Consider the following 15,640-nt stretch of genomic DNA (forward strand, 5'->3'; position numbering starts at 1 on the left):
GGGCGCGGGACTGTGGGGGACGTGCGGCCGTCGCCGCGCGGGCGCGACCGGCCACGACGGCCCCGCGGACGAAACGACTCAGACGAGCCCGGCCTCACGGAACGACTCCAGGCTGGGGCGGATCGTCGCGGTGAGCCCCGTCCCCGCGACCGCGTCCAGCGTCTTCAGACCGTCACCCGTGTTCAGCACGACGGTGGTCAGGGACGGGTCGAGCGCCCCGCTTTCGAGGAGCTTCCTGGTGACGCCCACGGTCACCCCGCCGGCGGTCTCCGCGAAGATCCCCTCGGTGCGCGCCAGCAGCTTGATCGCGTCGACGATCTGCCCGTCCGTCACGTCCTCCACGGCCCCGCCCGTCCGGCGGGCGATGTCCAGCACGTACGGCCCGTCCGCGGGGTTCCCGATCGCCAGCGACTTGGCGATCGTGTCCGGCTTCTGCGGGCGTACGACGTCGTGCCCCGCCTTGTAGGCGGTGGACACCGGCGAGCACCCCTCGGCCTGCGCGCCGAAGATCTTGTACGGCTTGTCCTCGACCAGCCCGAGCTTGATCAGCTCCTGCAGCCCCTTGTCGATCTTCGTGAGCTGCGAGCCGGAGGCGATCGGGATCACGATCTGGTCCGGCAGCCGCCATCCCAGCTGCTCGCAGATCTCGTACGCGAGCGTCTTCGACCCCTCCGCGTAGTACGGCCGCAGGTTGACGTTGACGAAGCCCCAGCCCTCGCCGGCCGGGTCGCCGATCAGCTCGGAGCAGAAGCGGTTCACGTCGTCGTAGTTGCCCTCGATGCCGACGAGCTCACCGCCGTAGACGGCGGCCATGACGACCTTGCCCTGCTCCAGGTCGTGCGGGATGAACACGCAGGACCGGAAGCCCGCCCGGGCCGCGGCGGCGCCCACTGCGCCGGCGAGGTTGCCGGTGGAGGAACAGGAGAGGGTGGTGAAGCCGAAGGCGCGGGCGGCCTCGAGGGCCTGGGCGACGACGCGGTCCTTGAAGGAGTGCGTCGGGTTGCCGGAGTCGTCCTTGACGAACAGCTTGCCGGCGTCGACGCCCAGCTCGCGTGCGAGGTTGTCGGCCTGGACGAGCTTGGTCCAGCCGGGGTTCAGGTTCGGCTTGGTCGCCACGTCCGCCGGGACGGGCAGCAGCGGCGCGTAGCGCCAGATGTTCGCGGGTCCCGCTTCGATCCGCTTGCGGAGCTCCTCGGTGTCGTGGGCCGAGAAGTCGTACGCGATCTCCAGCGGGCCGAAACACTCCTCGCAGGCGAAGACGGGGCCGAGGGGGACCCGGTGTCCGCATTCGCGGCAGGAGAGCGCGGTGGCGGGGCCCAGGTCGACGGAGTTCGCGACGGCGGAGTCGGTGGTGCTTGCAACAGTCTGCACAGCCATGGAGGCGAGGCCCTTTCTCCTCATCTTCCTCACGACGCACCTCGCCGTGAGACGGATTTGGCACCTTCCCTAGCCGGGAGCCTCGCCACGTCCGTGTGACAAGAACCGACTGGAGGGTTGCCGGGGCTTCATCGGGCCGTGTCCCTCTGCCCCTCTGGATGAGCGGTGTTCAGTTGTTCCGCGCGGTGACCCCGGCATGCGGTGGTCATCGGCGTTGTTCAAGACTGTAACCGAAGGCCTGCATGGTTGAGATAGCCGTCCGAACCGCGAGATGGATCACAGGCCAGTGAGGAGCCCGGGACCGTGCTGGAAGAAGTCGAGCGCTGGCTGACCGACCGCTCGTGGTCCGTGGCCGACCGCCCGCTCCACCGGATCCTGGCGGCGAAGCGTGCCACGGGGCAGACGGTGAGCGTGGTGCTGCCCGCGCTCGACGAGGAGGCGACGGTCGGCGAGATCGTGTCGGCCGTCCGGCGCGACCTGGTGCTCCGGGTCCCGCTGGTCGACGAGGTGGTGGTGGTCGACTCGGGCTCGACCGACCGCACCGCCGAGGTGGCGGCGGCGGCGGGCGCGCGGGTGGTGCACCGGGACGCGATCCTGCCCCGGATACCGGCGGTGCCCGGCAAGGGCGAGGTGCTGTGGCGCTCGCTGCTGGTCACGTCCGGGGACATCGTGTGCTTCGTCGACGCGGACCTGCGGGAGTTCTCCTCCGACTTCGTCTCCGGCATCGTCGGGCCGCTGCTCACCGAGCCGGACGTGCAGCTGGTCAAGGCGATGTACGACCGCCCCCTGACGGTGTCCGACGGATGCTCCCCGGGCACGGTCGCCGCCGGTCAGGGCGGCCGGGTCACGGAGCTGATGGCCCGCCCGCTGCTGAACATGCACTGGCCCCGGCTGGCCGGCTTCGTCCAGCCGCTCGGCGGCGAGTACGCGGCCCGCCGGAGCCTGCTCGAACGGCTCCCGTTCCCGGTCGGGTACGGCGTCGAGCTCGGCATGCTGGTCGACGCCCTGCACCTGGTGGGCCTGGACGCGCTGGCCCAGGTCGACGTCGGTGTGCGCAGGCACCGTCACCAGGACGGCCAGGCCCTCGGCCGGATGGCCGCCGCGATCTACCGCACCGCCCAGCTCCGCCTGGCCCGCGGCCATCTGGTCCGGCCGTCCCTCACCCAGTTCGAGCGCACCGGCGCCGGCTTCGCGCCCCGTACGTACTCCGTCGACACGGAGGAACGGCCGCCGATGGCGGAGGTCGCGGAGTACCGGGCGCGGCGGGTGGCCTGACCCGTATACGGCCGATCCGTGCGTTTGAGGTCCGCGGGGCCGGGCTAGGTTGACGCGTATGGCTGTCACGCAGGGTGCTCAGGTGCTGGTCGCGTCGAATCGCGGGCCCGTCTCGTACACGGTGGAGGACGACGGTTCGCTGCGGACCGGACGGGGCGGCGGCGGGCTGGTGTCCGGGCTGTCGGCGATCGGGCCGGACGCCGGGGCGCTGTGGGTGTGCTCGGCCCTGTCCGACGGCGACCGCGAGGCGGTGCGGCGCGGGGTCGGCGAGGACGGCGTGCGGATGCTGGACATCCCGGCGGACGTGCACGCCGACGCGTACAACGGGATCGCCAACTCGGTGCTGTGGTTCGTGCACCACATGCTGTACCAGACGCCGCTGGAGCCGGTCTTCGACGCGGAGTTCCGCCGCCGGTGGGCGTCGTACGAGACCTACAACCGGGCGTTCGCCGAGGCGCTGGCCGAGGAGGCGGCGCGGGGCGCGGCGGTGCTGGTGCAGGACTACCACCTCACGCTGGTCCCCGGGATGCTCCGCGAGCTCCGCCCCGACCTGCGCATCGCGCACTTCTCGCACACGCCGTGGGCGCCGCCGGAGTACTTCGCGCTTCTGCCCGACGACATCGCGCGGCAGGTGCTGCGCGGGATGCTCGGCGCCGACCGGCTCGGCTTCCTCACCCACCGCTGGGCGGACGCGTTCACCGCGTGCTGCGAGCGGTTCGCGGACGGGCTCGGCCGGACGCGCGTCGGGGTGCACGGACTCGGCGCCGACGCGGACTTCCTGCGCGCCCGCGCCCACGAGGCGGACGTGGAGGAGCGGATCACCACGCTCCGGGAGGAGATCGGTGAGGGGCGCCGGACGATCGTCCGGGTCGACCGGACCGAGCTGTCGAAGAACATCGTGCGCGGACTGCTGGCCTACCGGCAGCTCCTGGACGACCACCCCGAGTGGCGCGAGCGCGTCGTGCACGTCGCGTTCGCCTACCCCTCCCGGCAGGACCTCGCCGTGTACCGCGACTACACCGCCGAGGTGCGGCGGCTCGCGGAGGAGATCAACGAGCGGTACGGCACGCCGGGCTGGCGGCCGGTCGTGCTGCACGTCAAGGACGACTTCGCGCGCTCGCTCGCCGCGTACCGGCTGGCGGACGTGGTGCTGGTCAACCCGATCCGCGACGGCATGAACCTGGTCGCCAAGGAGGTCCCGGTGGTCTCAGACGCGGGCTGCGCGCTGGTGCTCTCGCGGGAGGCGGGCGCCCACGAGGAGCTGGGCGAGGACGCGCTCACGGTCAACCCGTACGACGTCGTCGAGACCGCCGGCGCCCTGCACGAGGCCCTGACGATGGGCCCGGACGAGCGCGCCGAGCGCACCAAGCGCCTGGCGGCGGCGGCGACCGCGCTGCCCCCGGCGCGGTGGTTCCTGGAGCAGCTGGAGGCGCTGCGCGAGGTCGCGCCCGGCTGAACCGGTATGGCCGGTCACACAGGCGTGCGGGACGGTGGGCGTGGATAGGTTGGGCGTATGGGCAGCCATACGGATTCCACGGACCCGAACGCCAAGGACGCCGGTGCCGGCGGCGACCTGCCGACGCCCGCCTCGCAGGCCGGACGGGAAGGGCTGGACGCGCTTCTCGCACGGCCGGGGAAGGCGCTGATCGGGCTCGACTTCGACGGGACGCTCGCGCCGATCGTGGCCGATCCCGAGCAGGCCCGCGCCCACCCGGACGCGGTGCCCGCGCTCGCCGCGCTCGCCCCCGCGGTGGCCTCGGTCGCGATCGTCACGGGCCGGCCGGCGGGAGTCGCGGTCCGGCACGGGGGCTTCGCGGGCGTCCCCGGCCTCGACCACCTCGTCGTCCTCGGCCACTACGGCGCCGAGCGCTGGGACGCCGTCACCGGCACGGTCACCGCGCCCGCCCCGCACCCCGGGGTCGCCGGGGCCCGCGCGGAGCTGCCGGGACTGCTCGACCGGGTCGGCGCGTGGCAGGGCACCTGGATCGAGGAGAAGGGCCGGGCGGTGGCCGTCCACACCCGCCGGGCCGCCGACCCGCAGGCCGCGTTCGAGGCGCTGCGCGAGCCGCTGACCGAGCTGGCCACGCGGCACGGCCTGATCGTGGAGCCCGGCCGCATGGTGCTGGAGCTGCGCCCGCCGGGCATGGACAAGGGCGTCGCCCTGCTGGAGTACGCGCGGGACATCGGCGCCGGGGCCGTCCTCTACGCCGGTGACGACCTGGGCGACCTGCCCGCCTTCACCGCCGTGGACGAACTCCGGGCCGGCGGCGTCCCGGGGCTGCTGGTGTGCAGCGGCAGCGACGAGGTGACCGAGCTGAGGGAGCGCGCGGACGTGGTGGTGGACGGGCCGGCGGGGGTCGTGCGGCTGCTGCGGGCGCTGGCGGGGCGGATGTCCTGACGGGTTCTCCGCCCCCGCCGCCCCTTCCCGGGGGCGCTGCCCCCGGACCCCCGCTCCTCAAGCGCCGGAGGGGCTGGATTCTCGGGAGCGGCGCGGGCGCTCAGCGTTCCGTGCGGCGGGTTTCCCGGACGCGGCGCAGGCGGTTGACCGTCACCGGGTCGTGGGCGAGGGCCCGGGGGTCGTCGAGGAGGGCGTTGAGGAGCTGGTAGTAGCGGACGGGGGCCAGGCCCAGTTCCTCGCGGATCGCGCGTTCCTTGACGCCGGGGGCGGCGAAGCCGCGGCGCTCCAGCGCGAGGATGTCCTGTTCGCGCCGGCCCAGCCGGCCGGTCCCGTGCCCCTCGTCCCCCGTGTCCATGCCCCGCAGGCTACTCCGCGCTCTCCGCGCGCGTCGCCGTCGCCTGGAGTCCGCCGAGGACGCCGGCGGGGCTGCCGTTCGGGGCGACGGCCTTGCCGATCTGCTTCTTGACCGCCGCGTTGACCGTCGCCCAGGAGGTGTTGCCGACCGGGTAGAGCTCCGAGGTGGCCAGCTGGTCGAGGAAGGGCTTGAGGTCCTTGTCCTGGTCGGAGGAGGCCATCGCCCGGGACGCGGAGGTGGTGACCGGCAGCAGGTTGTACTCGCGGGAGAAGTCGAGCACGTTCTCCTCGCTGTAGACGAAGTCGAGGAACTCGCCGACCTGGTCGCGGTGGCCGTTCTGCTTGAAGGCCATCATCCAGTCGGCGACACCCAGCGTGACCCGGCTCTCGCCGTCGGCGCCCGGCGTCGGCACCATGCCGAACTCCACGCCCTTCGCCTTCGCCGTCTCCATCAGCGAGGGGTGCCCGTTGAGCATGCCGACGTCTCCGGCTGCGAACGCCGCGAACGCGTCGGCCCGGTCGAGCTCGCCGGGCGCGACGGGGCCGGTCAGGCCCTTGCCGACCAGTTCGTCCTTCAGCCAGGTGAAGGTCTCGACGTTCTGCGCGGAGTCGATGCTGTACGTGCCCGTGAGGTCGGTGTAGCCGCCGTCGCCGCTGAGCAGCCACTGCATGGTCTCGGCCTGTGCCTCCTCCGGGCCGAGCGGCAGCGCGTACGGGTACTTCACGCCCTGCGCCTTGAGCGCCTCGGCGGCCGCGGCGAGCTCGTCCCAGGTCTGCGGCGGGGTGATGCCGGCCTCGGCGAACAGCTTCTTGTTGTAGAAGAGCACGCGCGTGGAGGAGGCGAATGGCAGGCCGTACTGCACGCTGTTGACCTCGCCCGCGGTGGTCAGCTGGGAGAGGAAGTCCGCCTGGACGGGGATGGAGAGCAGGTCGTCGGCCTTGTAGAGCCTGTCCTCGGCCGCGTAGTCGGCGTACGCGCCGATCTGCGCCATGTCCGGCGGGTCGCCCGCGTCGACCATCTCCCTGACCTTGCGGTCGACGTCGTTCCAGGAGTAGACGCTGACGTCGACCTTCACGTCGGGGTGCTCGGACTCGTACCGCTCGACCAGGTCGGCCCAGTACTTCTTGGAACTGTTGGCCGCGCTGTCGCCGTAGTCGGCGGCGACCAGTCTCAGGGTCACGTCGGAGGAGCCGCCGACTCCGCAGCCGCCGAGCACTCCCGTCAGTCCCAGTGCGGACACCACCGCGATCGCCCTTGTCCCGACCCACCGCTGCACGTGCCTTGCCCCTACCCCGGCGCATCCGCGCCATCCGAAAACATTTCGATAATCGGAATAAGGTCTACACCACGTGAGTGGACTAGACCTCTTGCGGGTACCCGGTCCACACTGTCCCCCGTGAGACATGTCATCGCCCTCGACGTGGGCGGCACCGGGATGAAGGCCGCCCTGATCGGGGCGGACGGCGAGCCGCTGCACCGGTCCCGCCGGGCCACCGGCCGCGAACGCGGCCCGGACGCGGTCGTCGCGGACATCCTCGACTTCGCGGCCGAACTGCGCGCCCACGGCGTCCGCCGGTACGGCGAGGCCGCGTCCGCCGCCGGCGTCGCCGTCCCCGGCATCGTCGACGAGGCGCGGGGCGTCGCCGTCTACGCCGCCAACCTCGGCTGGCGCGACGTCCCGCTGCGCGCGCTGCTGGGCGAGCGCCTCGGGGGCGTCCCCGTCGCCCTCGGCCACGACGTGCGCGCCGGCGGTCTCGCCGAGGGCCGCATCGGGGCGGGGCGGGGCACCGACCGCTTCCTGTTCGTGCCGCTGGGCACCGGCATCGCGGGCGCCATCGGCATCGACGGCCGGGTGGAGAGGGGCGCGCACGGCTTCGCGGGCGAGATCGGCCACATCGTCGTACGGCCCGGGGGCACCCCCTGCCCGTGCGGACAGCGCGGCTGTCTGGAGCGGTTCGCGTCCGCCGCCGCGGTGAGCGAGGCGTGGGCCGCGGCCTGCGGTGATCCCGGCGCGGACGCGGCGGACTGCGCGAAGGCCGTCGAGTCCGGGGACGAACGGGCCCGCCGGGTGTGGCAGGAGGCGGTGGACGCGCTCGCCGACGGGCTGGTCACCGCGCTCACCCTGCTGGACCCCGGCACGCTGATCATCGGTGGCGGGCTCGCCGAGGCGGGGGAAACCTTGTTCACACCACTGCGGGAGGCCGTCCGGCGGCGGGTCACCTTCCAGAAGCCGCCGTCCCTGGTCCCCGCGGCCCTCGGGGACACCGCCGGATGTCTGGGCGCGGGGCTCCTCGCCCTGGATCTGATCGACACCACTGACCCCTCGGAGGTAACCACCTGATGGCCCCCACCAAGGTTCTCGCCGGTGCCCGGGTGGTACTGCCCACCGGGACCGTGGACGACGGCCGCGTGATCGTCGAGGGCACGCGGATCGCCGCCACGGGACCCGGGAACGCCGAGACGGTCGACCTGAGCGGCCACTGGCTGGTCCCCGGCTTCGTCGACCTGCACAACCACGGCGGCGGCGGGGCCTCCTTCGCCGGCGGCACCGCCGAGGAGGTCCTCCAGGGCGTGCGCACCCACCGTCTGCACGGCACCACCACGGTGGTCGCCTCCGCCGTCACCGGCGACCTGGACTTCCTCGGCCGGCACGCCGGGATGCTGGCGGAACTGGCCCAGCAGGGCGACATCGCCGGCATCCACTTCGAGGGGCCGTTCATCTCCCCCTGCCGCAAGGGCGCGCACGACGAGGGGCTGCTGCGCGACCCCGACCCGGCCGAGGTCCGCAAGCTGCTCGACGCGGCGCACGGACAGGCGAGGATGATGACCCTGGCCACCGAGCTGCCGGGCGGCCTGGACTCCGTGCGGCTGCTCGCCGAGCACGGGGTGATCGCGGCCGTGGGGCACACGGACGCGACGTACGAGCAGACGCTCCGGGCCATCGACGCGGGCGCGACCGTCGCCACCCACCTGTTCAACGCGATGCCGCCGCTCGGCCACCGGGCCCCGGGTCCGATCGCCGCCCTGCTGGAGGACGAGCGGGTCACCGTCGAGCTGATCAACGACGGCACCCACCTGCATCCGGCCGCGCTCCGGCTGGCCTTCCACCACGCGGGCGCCGCCCGGGTCGCCTTCGTCACCGACGCGATGGACGCGGCCGGCTTCGGCGACGGCCGCTACATGCTGGGCCCGCTGGAGGTCGAGGTGGCGGACGGCGTGGCCCGGCTGGTGGAGGGCGGTTCGATCGCCGGATCCACGCTCACCCTGGACCGCGCCTTCCAGCGGGCGGTGACGGTGGACGGGCTGCCCGTCGAGGACGTCGTACGGGCGATCTCCGCCAATCCGGCCCGGCTCCTCGGCCTGGACGACCGGATCGGCTCCCTGGAACCGGGGAAGGACGCCGACCTGGTGGTCCTGGACGCGGACTTCACCCTCCGGGGCGTCATGCGCCGGGGGGAATGGGTGGTCGATCCCCGACTGGGCTGATCCGTCCCGTCACCGGGGGACGGCGGCCGGTCCGGGGGGTGGGCCGACCGCCGTCCGTTTGGCATGATCGTGACCACGGGTTCCACGGCAGGCACAGGCACAAAGGGGGGGTCGGCCCGGTGATCCTCACGGTCACGCTGAACACCGCTCTCGACATCACCTATCGCGTACCGTCCCTGCGACCGGGGACCTCCCACCGGGTGACCGAGGTGACGGAGCGCCCCGGCGGCAAGGGCGTCAACGTGGCCCGGGTGCTCGCGGCCCTCGGCCACGAGGTGACGGTCACCGGCTTCTCGGGCGGTCCGACGGGCCGGATCCTGCGGGACCGGCTCACCGGGGTTCCGCACCTGACGGACGCGCTGGTCCCGGTCTCCGGCACGACCCGGCGCACCGTCGCGGTCGTCGACGAGCGCTCCGGCGGCACCACCCAGCTCAACGAGCCCGGCCCGGTGATCACCCACGCCGAGTGGTCCGCCTTCCAGGAGGTCTACGAGGACCTGCTGGCCACCGCCTCGGCGGTGGCCCTGTGCGGCAGCCTGCCCCCGGGCGTCCCGGTGGGCGCGTACGCGGGCCTGATCCGCACGGCGCGCGCGGCCGGAGTGCCGACCCTCCTCGACACCGGCGGCGCGGCGCTGCGCCGCGGGGTCGCCGGGCGGCCCGACGTCCTCAAGCCGAACGCCGGGGAGCTGGCCGGACTCACCGGCTCCCACGAGCCGCTGCGCGCCACCCAGGAGGCCCGCCGGCGCGGCGCGGGCGCGGTGGTCGCCTCCCTGGGCCCGGAGGGCCTGCTCGCGGTGACCCCCGAGGGCCGCTGGCGCGCGACCCCTCCGCGGCGGCTGCGCGGCAATCCGGCCGGCGCCGGCGACGCGGTCGTCGCGGGCCTGCTCTCCGCCCTGGTGGAACACCGCCCCTGGCCCGACCGCCTCACCCGGGCGGCGGCCCTGTCGGCGGCGACGGTCCTGTCCCCGACGGCCGGCGACTTCGACCGGGCGGTCTACGAGGAGCTGCTGACCGGGGTCACGGTCACGGGAGAGGCGAACGCGGCGTAGGCCGGGTCACTTCTTGACCTGGCCCTCCTTCAGCCACAGCTGGTCCAGCAGGACGTTGCACTTGTCGCCGTCGGCGCAGGAGACCGAGATGGTGTTGGAGCCCTTGTTGAGGGTGGGCCAGGCGAAGGTCTGGGTCCAGCCCTTGGAGAAGTCGCCGTCCTCGGCTCCGGCGAAGTTGTCCATGTTGAGCTTGGAGCCGAACTCCTTGCCGTTGACGGTGAGCGTCATCGACTGGGGGTCGTCGGTGGTGCTGTAGCGCACGAAGACGGTGTAGGCGCCGTCCTCGGGGATGCCGTTGACGGTCCAGGTGACCGAGGAACCCGGCTGGTTGAGGTTGGCCACGTAGATGCCGCCGTCGGACTGCGCGCCCTCGACGTCCGAGGCGAGGGAGGCCGTACCGCCCAGCCGCATCGCCTTCGCGTCGACGGTGGGCAGCTCGGCCGCCTCTTCGTCCGCGCTCCCGCTGGCCGACGGGCTCGGCTCGCCGCTGTTCTGGGACTGGGTCGGCGTGGAGTCCGCCTGGCTGCCGCCGTCGTCCTCGTCGTCGCCGCCGATCATGGCCAGGCTGATGCCGATCACGACCGCGGCGACGACGGCGACCGCGCCGATGAGCAGGCCCTTGGTGTTGGGGCCGCGGCCCCGGCCGCCCCCGCCGTGCGACGGCTGGTGCGACTGGACGGTGGTGGCACCGCCGGGCAGCGTCTCCGGGGCGGCGTAGTGGGCGTTCGGCTGGCCGTAGACGCCCTGCTGCTGCGGAGCGGGTCCCGGCTGGCCGTACTGGCGGGTCCCGACCGGCCGCACCCGGTTGACCGAGTTCGGGTAGCCGTAACCCCCGGACGGCGGCTGGGCCCCGTTGGCCTGCCCGTCGGCGTAGAGGTAGCCGAACGGGTCGTCGTCCTCCGGCGTGCTCGCGCCGTTGTTGCCGGCCGTCATCCCTTGGTGCTCCTATGCTGCGGATCGGGTGCGGTACGAGGGGTGGAGAAGGCGAGCCTACCCGTTTCCCGTGGCCCGAACGGGTGACCCCGACCGCATCAAACCACTGACCTGCGGTTCAGCCCGCACGCCGATGCTGTTTGGGACGAGATCGTTTCTCGATGTACATCCGCTCGTCCGCGGACTTCAGCACTTCGTCCGCCGTCATCCCGCAGTGCGCCCACCCGATGCCGAAGCTGGCCCCGACCCGCACCGCCCGGCCCTCGGCCCGGATGGGCTGGATGATCTCGTTGCGCAGCCGTACGGCGAGGTCCTGGGCGTCGGCCCGGCCGAGCCCGTCGGCGAGGATCACGAACTCGTCGCCGCCGAGCCGGGCGACGGTGTCGCCGTCGCGCACGCCGCCGCTGAGCCGGCGGGCGACCTCGATGAGCACCGCGTCACCCGCGTTGTGCCCGAACCGGTCGTTGATCGACTTGAAGCCGTCGAGGTCGCAGAAGAGCACCGCGAGCCCCTTGGCGCCGTCGTCGAACTCCGCGGCGGGCGCCACGGTGTGCACGTGGTGGTCGTAGCCGCCGTGCCCCTCCGTGCCCGGCGGGAAGTCGAAGTCGTGCCCCCGGTCGAAGGCGGGTGGGCCGTGGACGACGTCGAAGGAGTCCGCGGAGTCGAAGGACTCGAAGGGGGCCATGGAGTCGACGGCGGCGGGCAGCGCGTCCTGCGGCGGCTGCCGGCACAGCCGGGCGGACAGCCGCGCCCGCAGCTCGGCGGAGTTCGGCAGTCCGGTGAGGGAGTCGTGGGAGGCGCGGTGGGCGAGCTGGAGCTCGCGGCGCTTGCGCTCCTCTATGTCCTCGACGTGGGTGAGGAGGAAGCGGGGGCCGTCGGCGGCGTCGGCGACGACGCTGTTGCGCAGGGACACCCAGATGTAGGTGCCGTCGCGGCGGCCCAGGCGCAGCTCGGCCCGGCCGCCCTCGGGGGAGGTGCGCAGCAGGGTGCCTATGTCCTCGGGGTGGACCAGGTCGGAGAAGGAGTAGCGGCGCATCGCGGAGGCGGGGCGGCCGAGCAGCCGGCACAGCGCGTCGTTGGTGCGCAGGATGCGGCCGTGCTGGTCGCCGCCCATCTCGGCGATGGCCATGCCGGAGGGGGCGTACTCGAAGGCCTGCCGGAAGCTCTCCTCGCTGGCCCGCAGCGCCTGCTGGTCGCGCTCGAGGCGGACCAGGGCGCGCTGCATGTTGGAACGCAGACGCGCGTTGCTGATCGCGATGGCGGCCTGGAAGGCGTACATCTGCAGGGCCTCGCGGCCCCAGGCGCCGGGCCGGCGGCCGTTGCGCGGGCGGTCCACGGAGAGGACGCCGACCAGTTCCCCGGAGGTGCCGCCGCCCTGCGGGCCGGGGGCGTACATCGGGGCGAAGAGCCGGTCGGAGGGGTGCCACTCGTCCTCGAAGCGGGGCGCGGGCCCGTCGGTGTACCACTGCGGGACGTCGTCGTCGTCGAGGACCCAGCCCTCGGTGTGCGGTATGAAGACCAGGTCGCCCCAGCGTTCGCCCATGTTGAGGCGGCGGTCCCAGGACGCGCGGGAGCCGGCCCGGCCGGTGATGAGGGCCTCGGCGGCGGAGTTCCCGGCCAGGGCGGCGACGACCAGGTCGCCGTCGGGGCGCACGAGGTTGACACACGCCAGCTCGTAGTTGAGGGCGGTCACCACGCCGTCGGCGACCGTCTGCAGCGTGTCCGCCAGGCTGCGGGCCGTGTTCATGTCGGCCATGGCCTGGTGGAGCTGTCGCAGCGACGCAAGACGGACGTAGGGTTCCGACTCGGTCTCCATCCTCGCCCTCCCCCCGAGACCTCGCAGCGAATCAAGGGTTGTCTTCGGCGTATCGTCCCAGCAGCTTCCCCGCCACTGAATCACAGCGCGCTGCCCACTCGGTACACAGGGTCAACAATTATTGCCCCTTGTGACTCAAGTCACAGGTAAACGTGAACAATTGCGTGGCCTTTCCGCGGTTTTCCCGTGTGTAGGGCGAACGCAGTTTTTGTGGTGCTTGTGCAGGGTCCGTGCCCGGCTCGGGCGCTGGTCCTAGGTCCCGGCTCGGACCGGGGTCCGATGCGGTGCCCGTGGAGCGGAGATTAGCGTTTCCGGTGTGCCGAACACTTCCGCCCCGCCCGCGATCACCGCTGCGCCCGCCGCCCGGCATGCTGAGGGGGTGAGCAACGACGAGTTCCGAGCCGCCATGTCCCGGCTGGCCTCCGGCGTGGTCCTGGTGACCGCGCGGGAGCCGTCGCTGGACCCGGACGACCCCGCGGCGCCGGCCGGCGAGGACGTCGGCATGACGGCGACCGCGTTCCTCTCGGTCTCCCTGGACCCGCCGCTGGTGCTGGTCAGCCTGCGCAACGGCTCCCGCATGGACGAGCTGCTCGACGAGCAGCCCCTGTGGGCGGTGTCCGTGCTCTCCGGGAGCCAGCGGCACATCGCGGGCCGCTTCGCGATGAAGGGCCGGGTCAGCGACCGCCTGCTCTTCGCGGACATCCCGTACCTGCGCGGCGAGCACAGCGGGGCGCCGCTGGTGGGCGGCGCGCTGGTGAACCTGGAGTGCCGCACCGAACAGCGGGTGCCGGCCGGGGACCACACGCTGGTGATCGGCCGCGTCCTGACGACCCTGGTCCCGAGCGCGGAGGGCGGTCCGCTGACGTATTTCCGCGGCCGTTACCGGCAGTTGGGCTGATCTCTTTGCCGCCTTAGCCGAAATCCCTTTTACCCGAGGGGATTTACGCGCTTAGGGTGCCCGGGTGACGACGACTGCCGCGCTCCGCCTCGAAGAGATCACGCCGAAGAACCTCAAGGCCGCCCTCGGCGTACGGGTCCGCCCCGACCAGGAATTCGCGGTCGCGCCGGTGGTGAACTCCCTCGCCGAGGCCTATGTGCATCCCGATTCCGCCTGGCCCCGCCTGATCATGGACGGCGACCGCGCGGTCGGCTTCCTGATGGCCTTCCTCGACATCGACTGGCACGACGACGGCAGCGTCATCCGCTCCGGCCTGTGGCGGCTGAACATCGCGGCGGAGGAGCAGGGCAAGGGATACGGCCGGTTCGCCGTGGAGTCGGTGGCCGAGGAGCTGCGCCGCCGGGGCGCCGAGGAGCTCTACGTCACCTGGCACCCCGGCGCCAGCGGCCCCGAGGACTTCTACCTGAACCTGGGCTTCCGCAGGACCGGCGAAGCAGCCGAGGCCGAGACCGTGGGCGTGCTGGCCCTGGACTGAAGCACCGGGTCCTGCCAGGGCACGGGACCGTACCCGATGCACGACCACCACACGGACGCACCCCACACAAGCGCGCCCCACACGGACGCGCCCCACACGAGCGCGCCCCATAGGGGCGCGGGGAACTGCGCGACCAGCCACGACGGACCCGCAGGGACATACACACAGCGCCCCCGGCCCTCCGGCCCGACACCTCCGCAGGAGCCACCGGAGGCCGGGGCCACACCCCGGGGGGCCGGGGCCACACCCCGAGGGGCCGGGGCCACACCCCGGGGGAGCTGGGGGGTCACCCCCAGTCCCGCGCGGAGCGCCCCCGCTTCGTCTCCGAGCGCTGCTTCTTCTCCCGCAGCCGCCGCTCGTTGATGCCGCGCGGGATGCGGGTCGGCCTGCGCGGCTTGGGCGGAGGCGCGGTCGCCTCCGCGAGCAGCGCCGCGAGGCGCACCGCGGCGGTCTCGCGGTTGCGCCACTGCGAGCGGTGCTCCGAAGCGCGAACGGTGATCACACCGCCGGTCAGCCGCCCGGCCAGCCGCTGGAGCGCCCGCTGCTTCCACACCTCGGGCAGCGCCTCGGTGCGGGCGAGGTCGAAACGCAGTTCGACCTGGGAGTCACTGGTGTTCACATGCTGCCCGCCGGGCCCGGACGACCGCGAGAAACGCCACATGAGCTCGGCCTCGGGCAGGGAGACGGAGCCACGGACGACATAGGGACCGGACATGACGTACATGTTCCCGCCTCTGACCGGGTCACGTCACCCGAATATCCCGCATCAGGGGTAAAGAAAGTAAAGAGACCCGGAACCTCTCGCACCCCCCTCCGCGTTCAAGGAGGTAGCTGTAGCTTCTAGCCGTACGTAAACGAGGGAAGGGACTCCCAACAATGGCTGTAAGCCTGTCCAAGGGTGGCAACGTCTCGCTCACCAAGGAGGCTCCGGGCCTGACCGCCGTCACCGTGGGCCTCGGCTGGGACGTCCGCACCACCACCGGCACGGACTTCGACCTCGACGCCTCGGCGATCGCGGTCAACACGCAGGGCAAGGTCTACTCCGACGCCCACTTCGTGTTCTTCAACAACAAGCAGACCCCGGACAACACCATCGTCCACACCGGTGACAACCGCACCGGAGAGGGCGCCGGCGACGACGAGGCGATCAACGTCAACCTCGCCGCGCTCCCGGCCGACATCGACAAGATCGTCTTCCCGGTGTCGATCTACGACGCCGAGAACCGCAGCCAGAACTTCGGCCAGGTGCGCAACGCCTACATCCGCATCGTCAACCAGGCCGGCGGCTCCGAGATCGCCCGCTACGACCTGTCGGAGGACGCGGCCACCGAGACCGCCATGGTCTTCGGCGAGCTGTACCGCAACGGCGCGGAGTGGAAGTTCCGCGCGGTCGGCCAGGGCTACGCCTCGGGCCTCGTGGGCATCGCCCAGGACTTCGGTGTGAACGTCTGACCGGCGCCCCGCACCCGTACCGGAGCCCCCGTACCGGCCTTCCGCCCGGTCCGGGGGCTCCGGCAC

Annotated in this window: 15 protein-coding genes and 1 riboswitch; of the genes, 9 read left to right on the plus strand and 6 right to left on the minus strand. The window is 72.7% G+C overall.

The window, feature by feature from the left end; translation table 11 throughout:
* Positions 1–78: 78 nt before the first annotated feature.
* Positions 79–1,377 (minus strand): threonine synthase, encoded by a 1,299-nt coding sequence (gene thrC, locus ACFY3N_RS22415; RefSeq protein WP_390818465.1) that lies wholly within the window; start codon positions 1,375–1,377, stop codon positions 79–81.
* Positions 1,378–1,394: 17 nt separating this feature from the next.
* Positions 1,395–1,542: riboswitch (SAM riboswitch) on the minus strand.
* A 138-nt stretch (positions 1,543–1,680) separates the two neighbouring features.
* On the opposite strand from thrC, the gene ACFY3N_RS22420 reads away from it, so the two are divergent.
* The 3 genes from ACFY3N_RS22420 to otsB are packed head-to-tail and all read left to right on the plus strand — an operon-like array spanning position 1,681 to position 5,050.
* A complete protein-coding gene (locus tag ACFY3N_RS22420; protein WP_390818466.1) occupies positions 1,681–2,652 on the plus strand; it encodes a glucosyl-3-phosphoglycerate synthase in 972 nt (323 codons plus the stop codon).
* 58 nt (positions 2,653–2,710) lie between these two features.
* A complete protein-coding gene (locus ACFY3N_RS22425) occupies positions 2,711–4,108 on the plus strand; it encodes a trehalose-6-phosphate synthase (RefSeq protein WP_390818467.1) in 1,398 nt (465 codons plus the stop codon).
* A gap of 57 nt (positions 4,109–4,165) precedes the next feature.
* Positions 4,166–5,050 (plus strand): trehalose-phosphatase, encoded by an 885-nt coding sequence (gene otsB / locus ACFY3N_RS22430; protein WP_390818468.1) that lies wholly within the window; start codon positions 4,166–4,168, stop codon positions 5,048–5,050.
* A gap of 100 nt (positions 5,051–5,150) precedes the next feature.
* Here otsB and ACFY3N_RS22435 read toward each other — a convergent pair whose 3' ends face one another.
* Positions 5,151–5,405: a DUF3263 domain-containing protein gene (locus ACFY3N_RS22435; RefSeq protein WP_390818469.1), complete on the minus strand. Its 255-nt coding sequence runs from the start codon at positions 5,403–5,405 to the stop codon at positions 5,151–5,153.
* 10 nt (positions 5,406–5,415) lie between these two features.
* Positions 5,416–6,645 carry an extracellular solute-binding protein gene (locus ACFY3N_RS22440; protein WP_390818589.1) on the minus strand — a complete coding sequence of 410 codons (1,230 nt, stop codon included), beginning with the start codon at positions 6,643–6,645 and terminating at the stop codon, positions 5,416–5,418.
* A gap of 156 nt (positions 6,646–6,801) precedes the next feature.
* Here ACFY3N_RS22440 and ACFY3N_RS22445 point away from each other — a divergent pair, with 156 nt between their 5' ends.
* From ACFY3N_RS22445 to ACFY3N_RS22455, 3 genes are all read left to right on the plus strand, one after another.
* Complete coding sequence (locus tag ACFY3N_RS22445; RefSeq protein WP_390818470.1) at positions 6,802–7,746, plus strand: ROK family protein; 945 nt, start codon at positions 6,802–6,804, stop codon at positions 7,744–7,746.
* Complete coding sequence (gene nagA / locus ACFY3N_RS22450; RefSeq protein ID WP_390818471.1) at positions 7,746–8,891, plus strand: N-acetylglucosamine-6-phosphate deacetylase; 1,146 nt, start codon at positions 7,746–7,748, stop codon at positions 8,889–8,891. The genes ACFY3N_RS22445 and nagA overlap by 1 nt, the downstream gene beginning before the upstream one ends.
* A 119-nt stretch (positions 8,892–9,010) precedes the next feature.
* Complete coding sequence (locus ACFY3N_RS22455; RefSeq protein ID WP_390818472.1) at positions 9,011–9,940, plus strand: 1-phosphofructokinase family hexose kinase; 930 nt, start codon at positions 9,011–9,013, stop codon at positions 9,938–9,940.
* A gap of 6 nt (positions 9,941–9,946) precedes the next feature.
* On the opposite strand, the gene ACFY3N_RS22460 is transcribed toward ACFY3N_RS22455, so the two are convergent.
* Together ACFY3N_RS22460 and cdgB are read right to left on the minus strand one after the other, a co-directional pair.
* Positions 9,947–10,873 (minus strand): carbohydrate-binding protein, encoded by a 927-nt coding sequence (locus ACFY3N_RS22460; RefSeq protein WP_390818473.1) that lies wholly within the window; start codon positions 10,871–10,873, stop codon positions 9,947–9,949.
* Between the two features lie 118 nt (positions 10,874–10,991).
* Positions 10,992–12,689 carry a diguanylate cyclase CdgB gene (gene cdgB, locus ACFY3N_RS22465; RefSeq protein ID WP_390818474.1) on the minus strand — a complete coding sequence of 566 codons (1,698 nt, stop codon included), beginning with the start codon at positions 12,687–12,689 and terminating at the stop codon, positions 10,992–10,994.
* 316 nt (positions 12,690–13,005) lie between these two features.
* On the opposite strand from cdgB, the gene ACFY3N_RS22470 reads away from it, so the two are divergent.
* Together ACFY3N_RS22470 and ACFY3N_RS22475 are read left to right on the plus strand one after the other, a co-directional pair.
* Positions 13,006–13,587, plus strand: coding sequence for a flavin reductase family protein (locus tag ACFY3N_RS22470; protein WP_390818475.1), 582 nt, complete (start codon positions 13,006–13,008; stop codon positions 13,585–13,587).
* Between the two features lie 64 nt (positions 13,588–13,651).
* Positions 13,652–14,122, plus strand: a complete 471-nt coding sequence (locus ACFY3N_RS22475; RefSeq protein ID WP_390818476.1) for a GNAT family N-acetyltransferase — start codon at positions 13,652–13,654, stop codon at positions 14,120–14,122.
* Between the two features lie 286 nt (positions 14,123–14,408).
* Here the strand turns inward: ACFY3N_RS22475 and arfB are convergent, their stop codons facing one another.
* On the minus strand, positions 14,409–14,846 hold the full coding sequence (gene arfB / locus ACFY3N_RS22480) for an alternative ribosome rescue aminoacyl-tRNA hydrolase ArfB (RefSeq protein ID WP_390818477.1): 438 nt from the start codon (positions 14,844–14,846) through the stop codon (positions 14,409–14,411).
* 152 nt (positions 14,847–14,998) lie between these two features.
* Here arfB and ACFY3N_RS22485 point away from each other — a divergent pair, with 152 nt between their 5' ends.
* The gene (locus ACFY3N_RS22485; protein ID WP_390818478.1) at positions 14,999–15,574 is read left to right on the plus strand and encodes a TerD family protein; all 576 of its coding nucleotides are present in this window, start codon (positions 14,999–15,001) and stop codon (positions 15,572–15,574) included.
* Positions 15,575–15,640: the final 66 nt, after the last annotated feature.

Source organism: Streptomyces sp. NPDC000348 (assembly GCF_042898795.1).
Classification (GTDB): domain Bacteria; phylum Actinomycetota; class Actinomycetes; order Streptomycetales; family Streptomycetaceae; genus Streptomyces.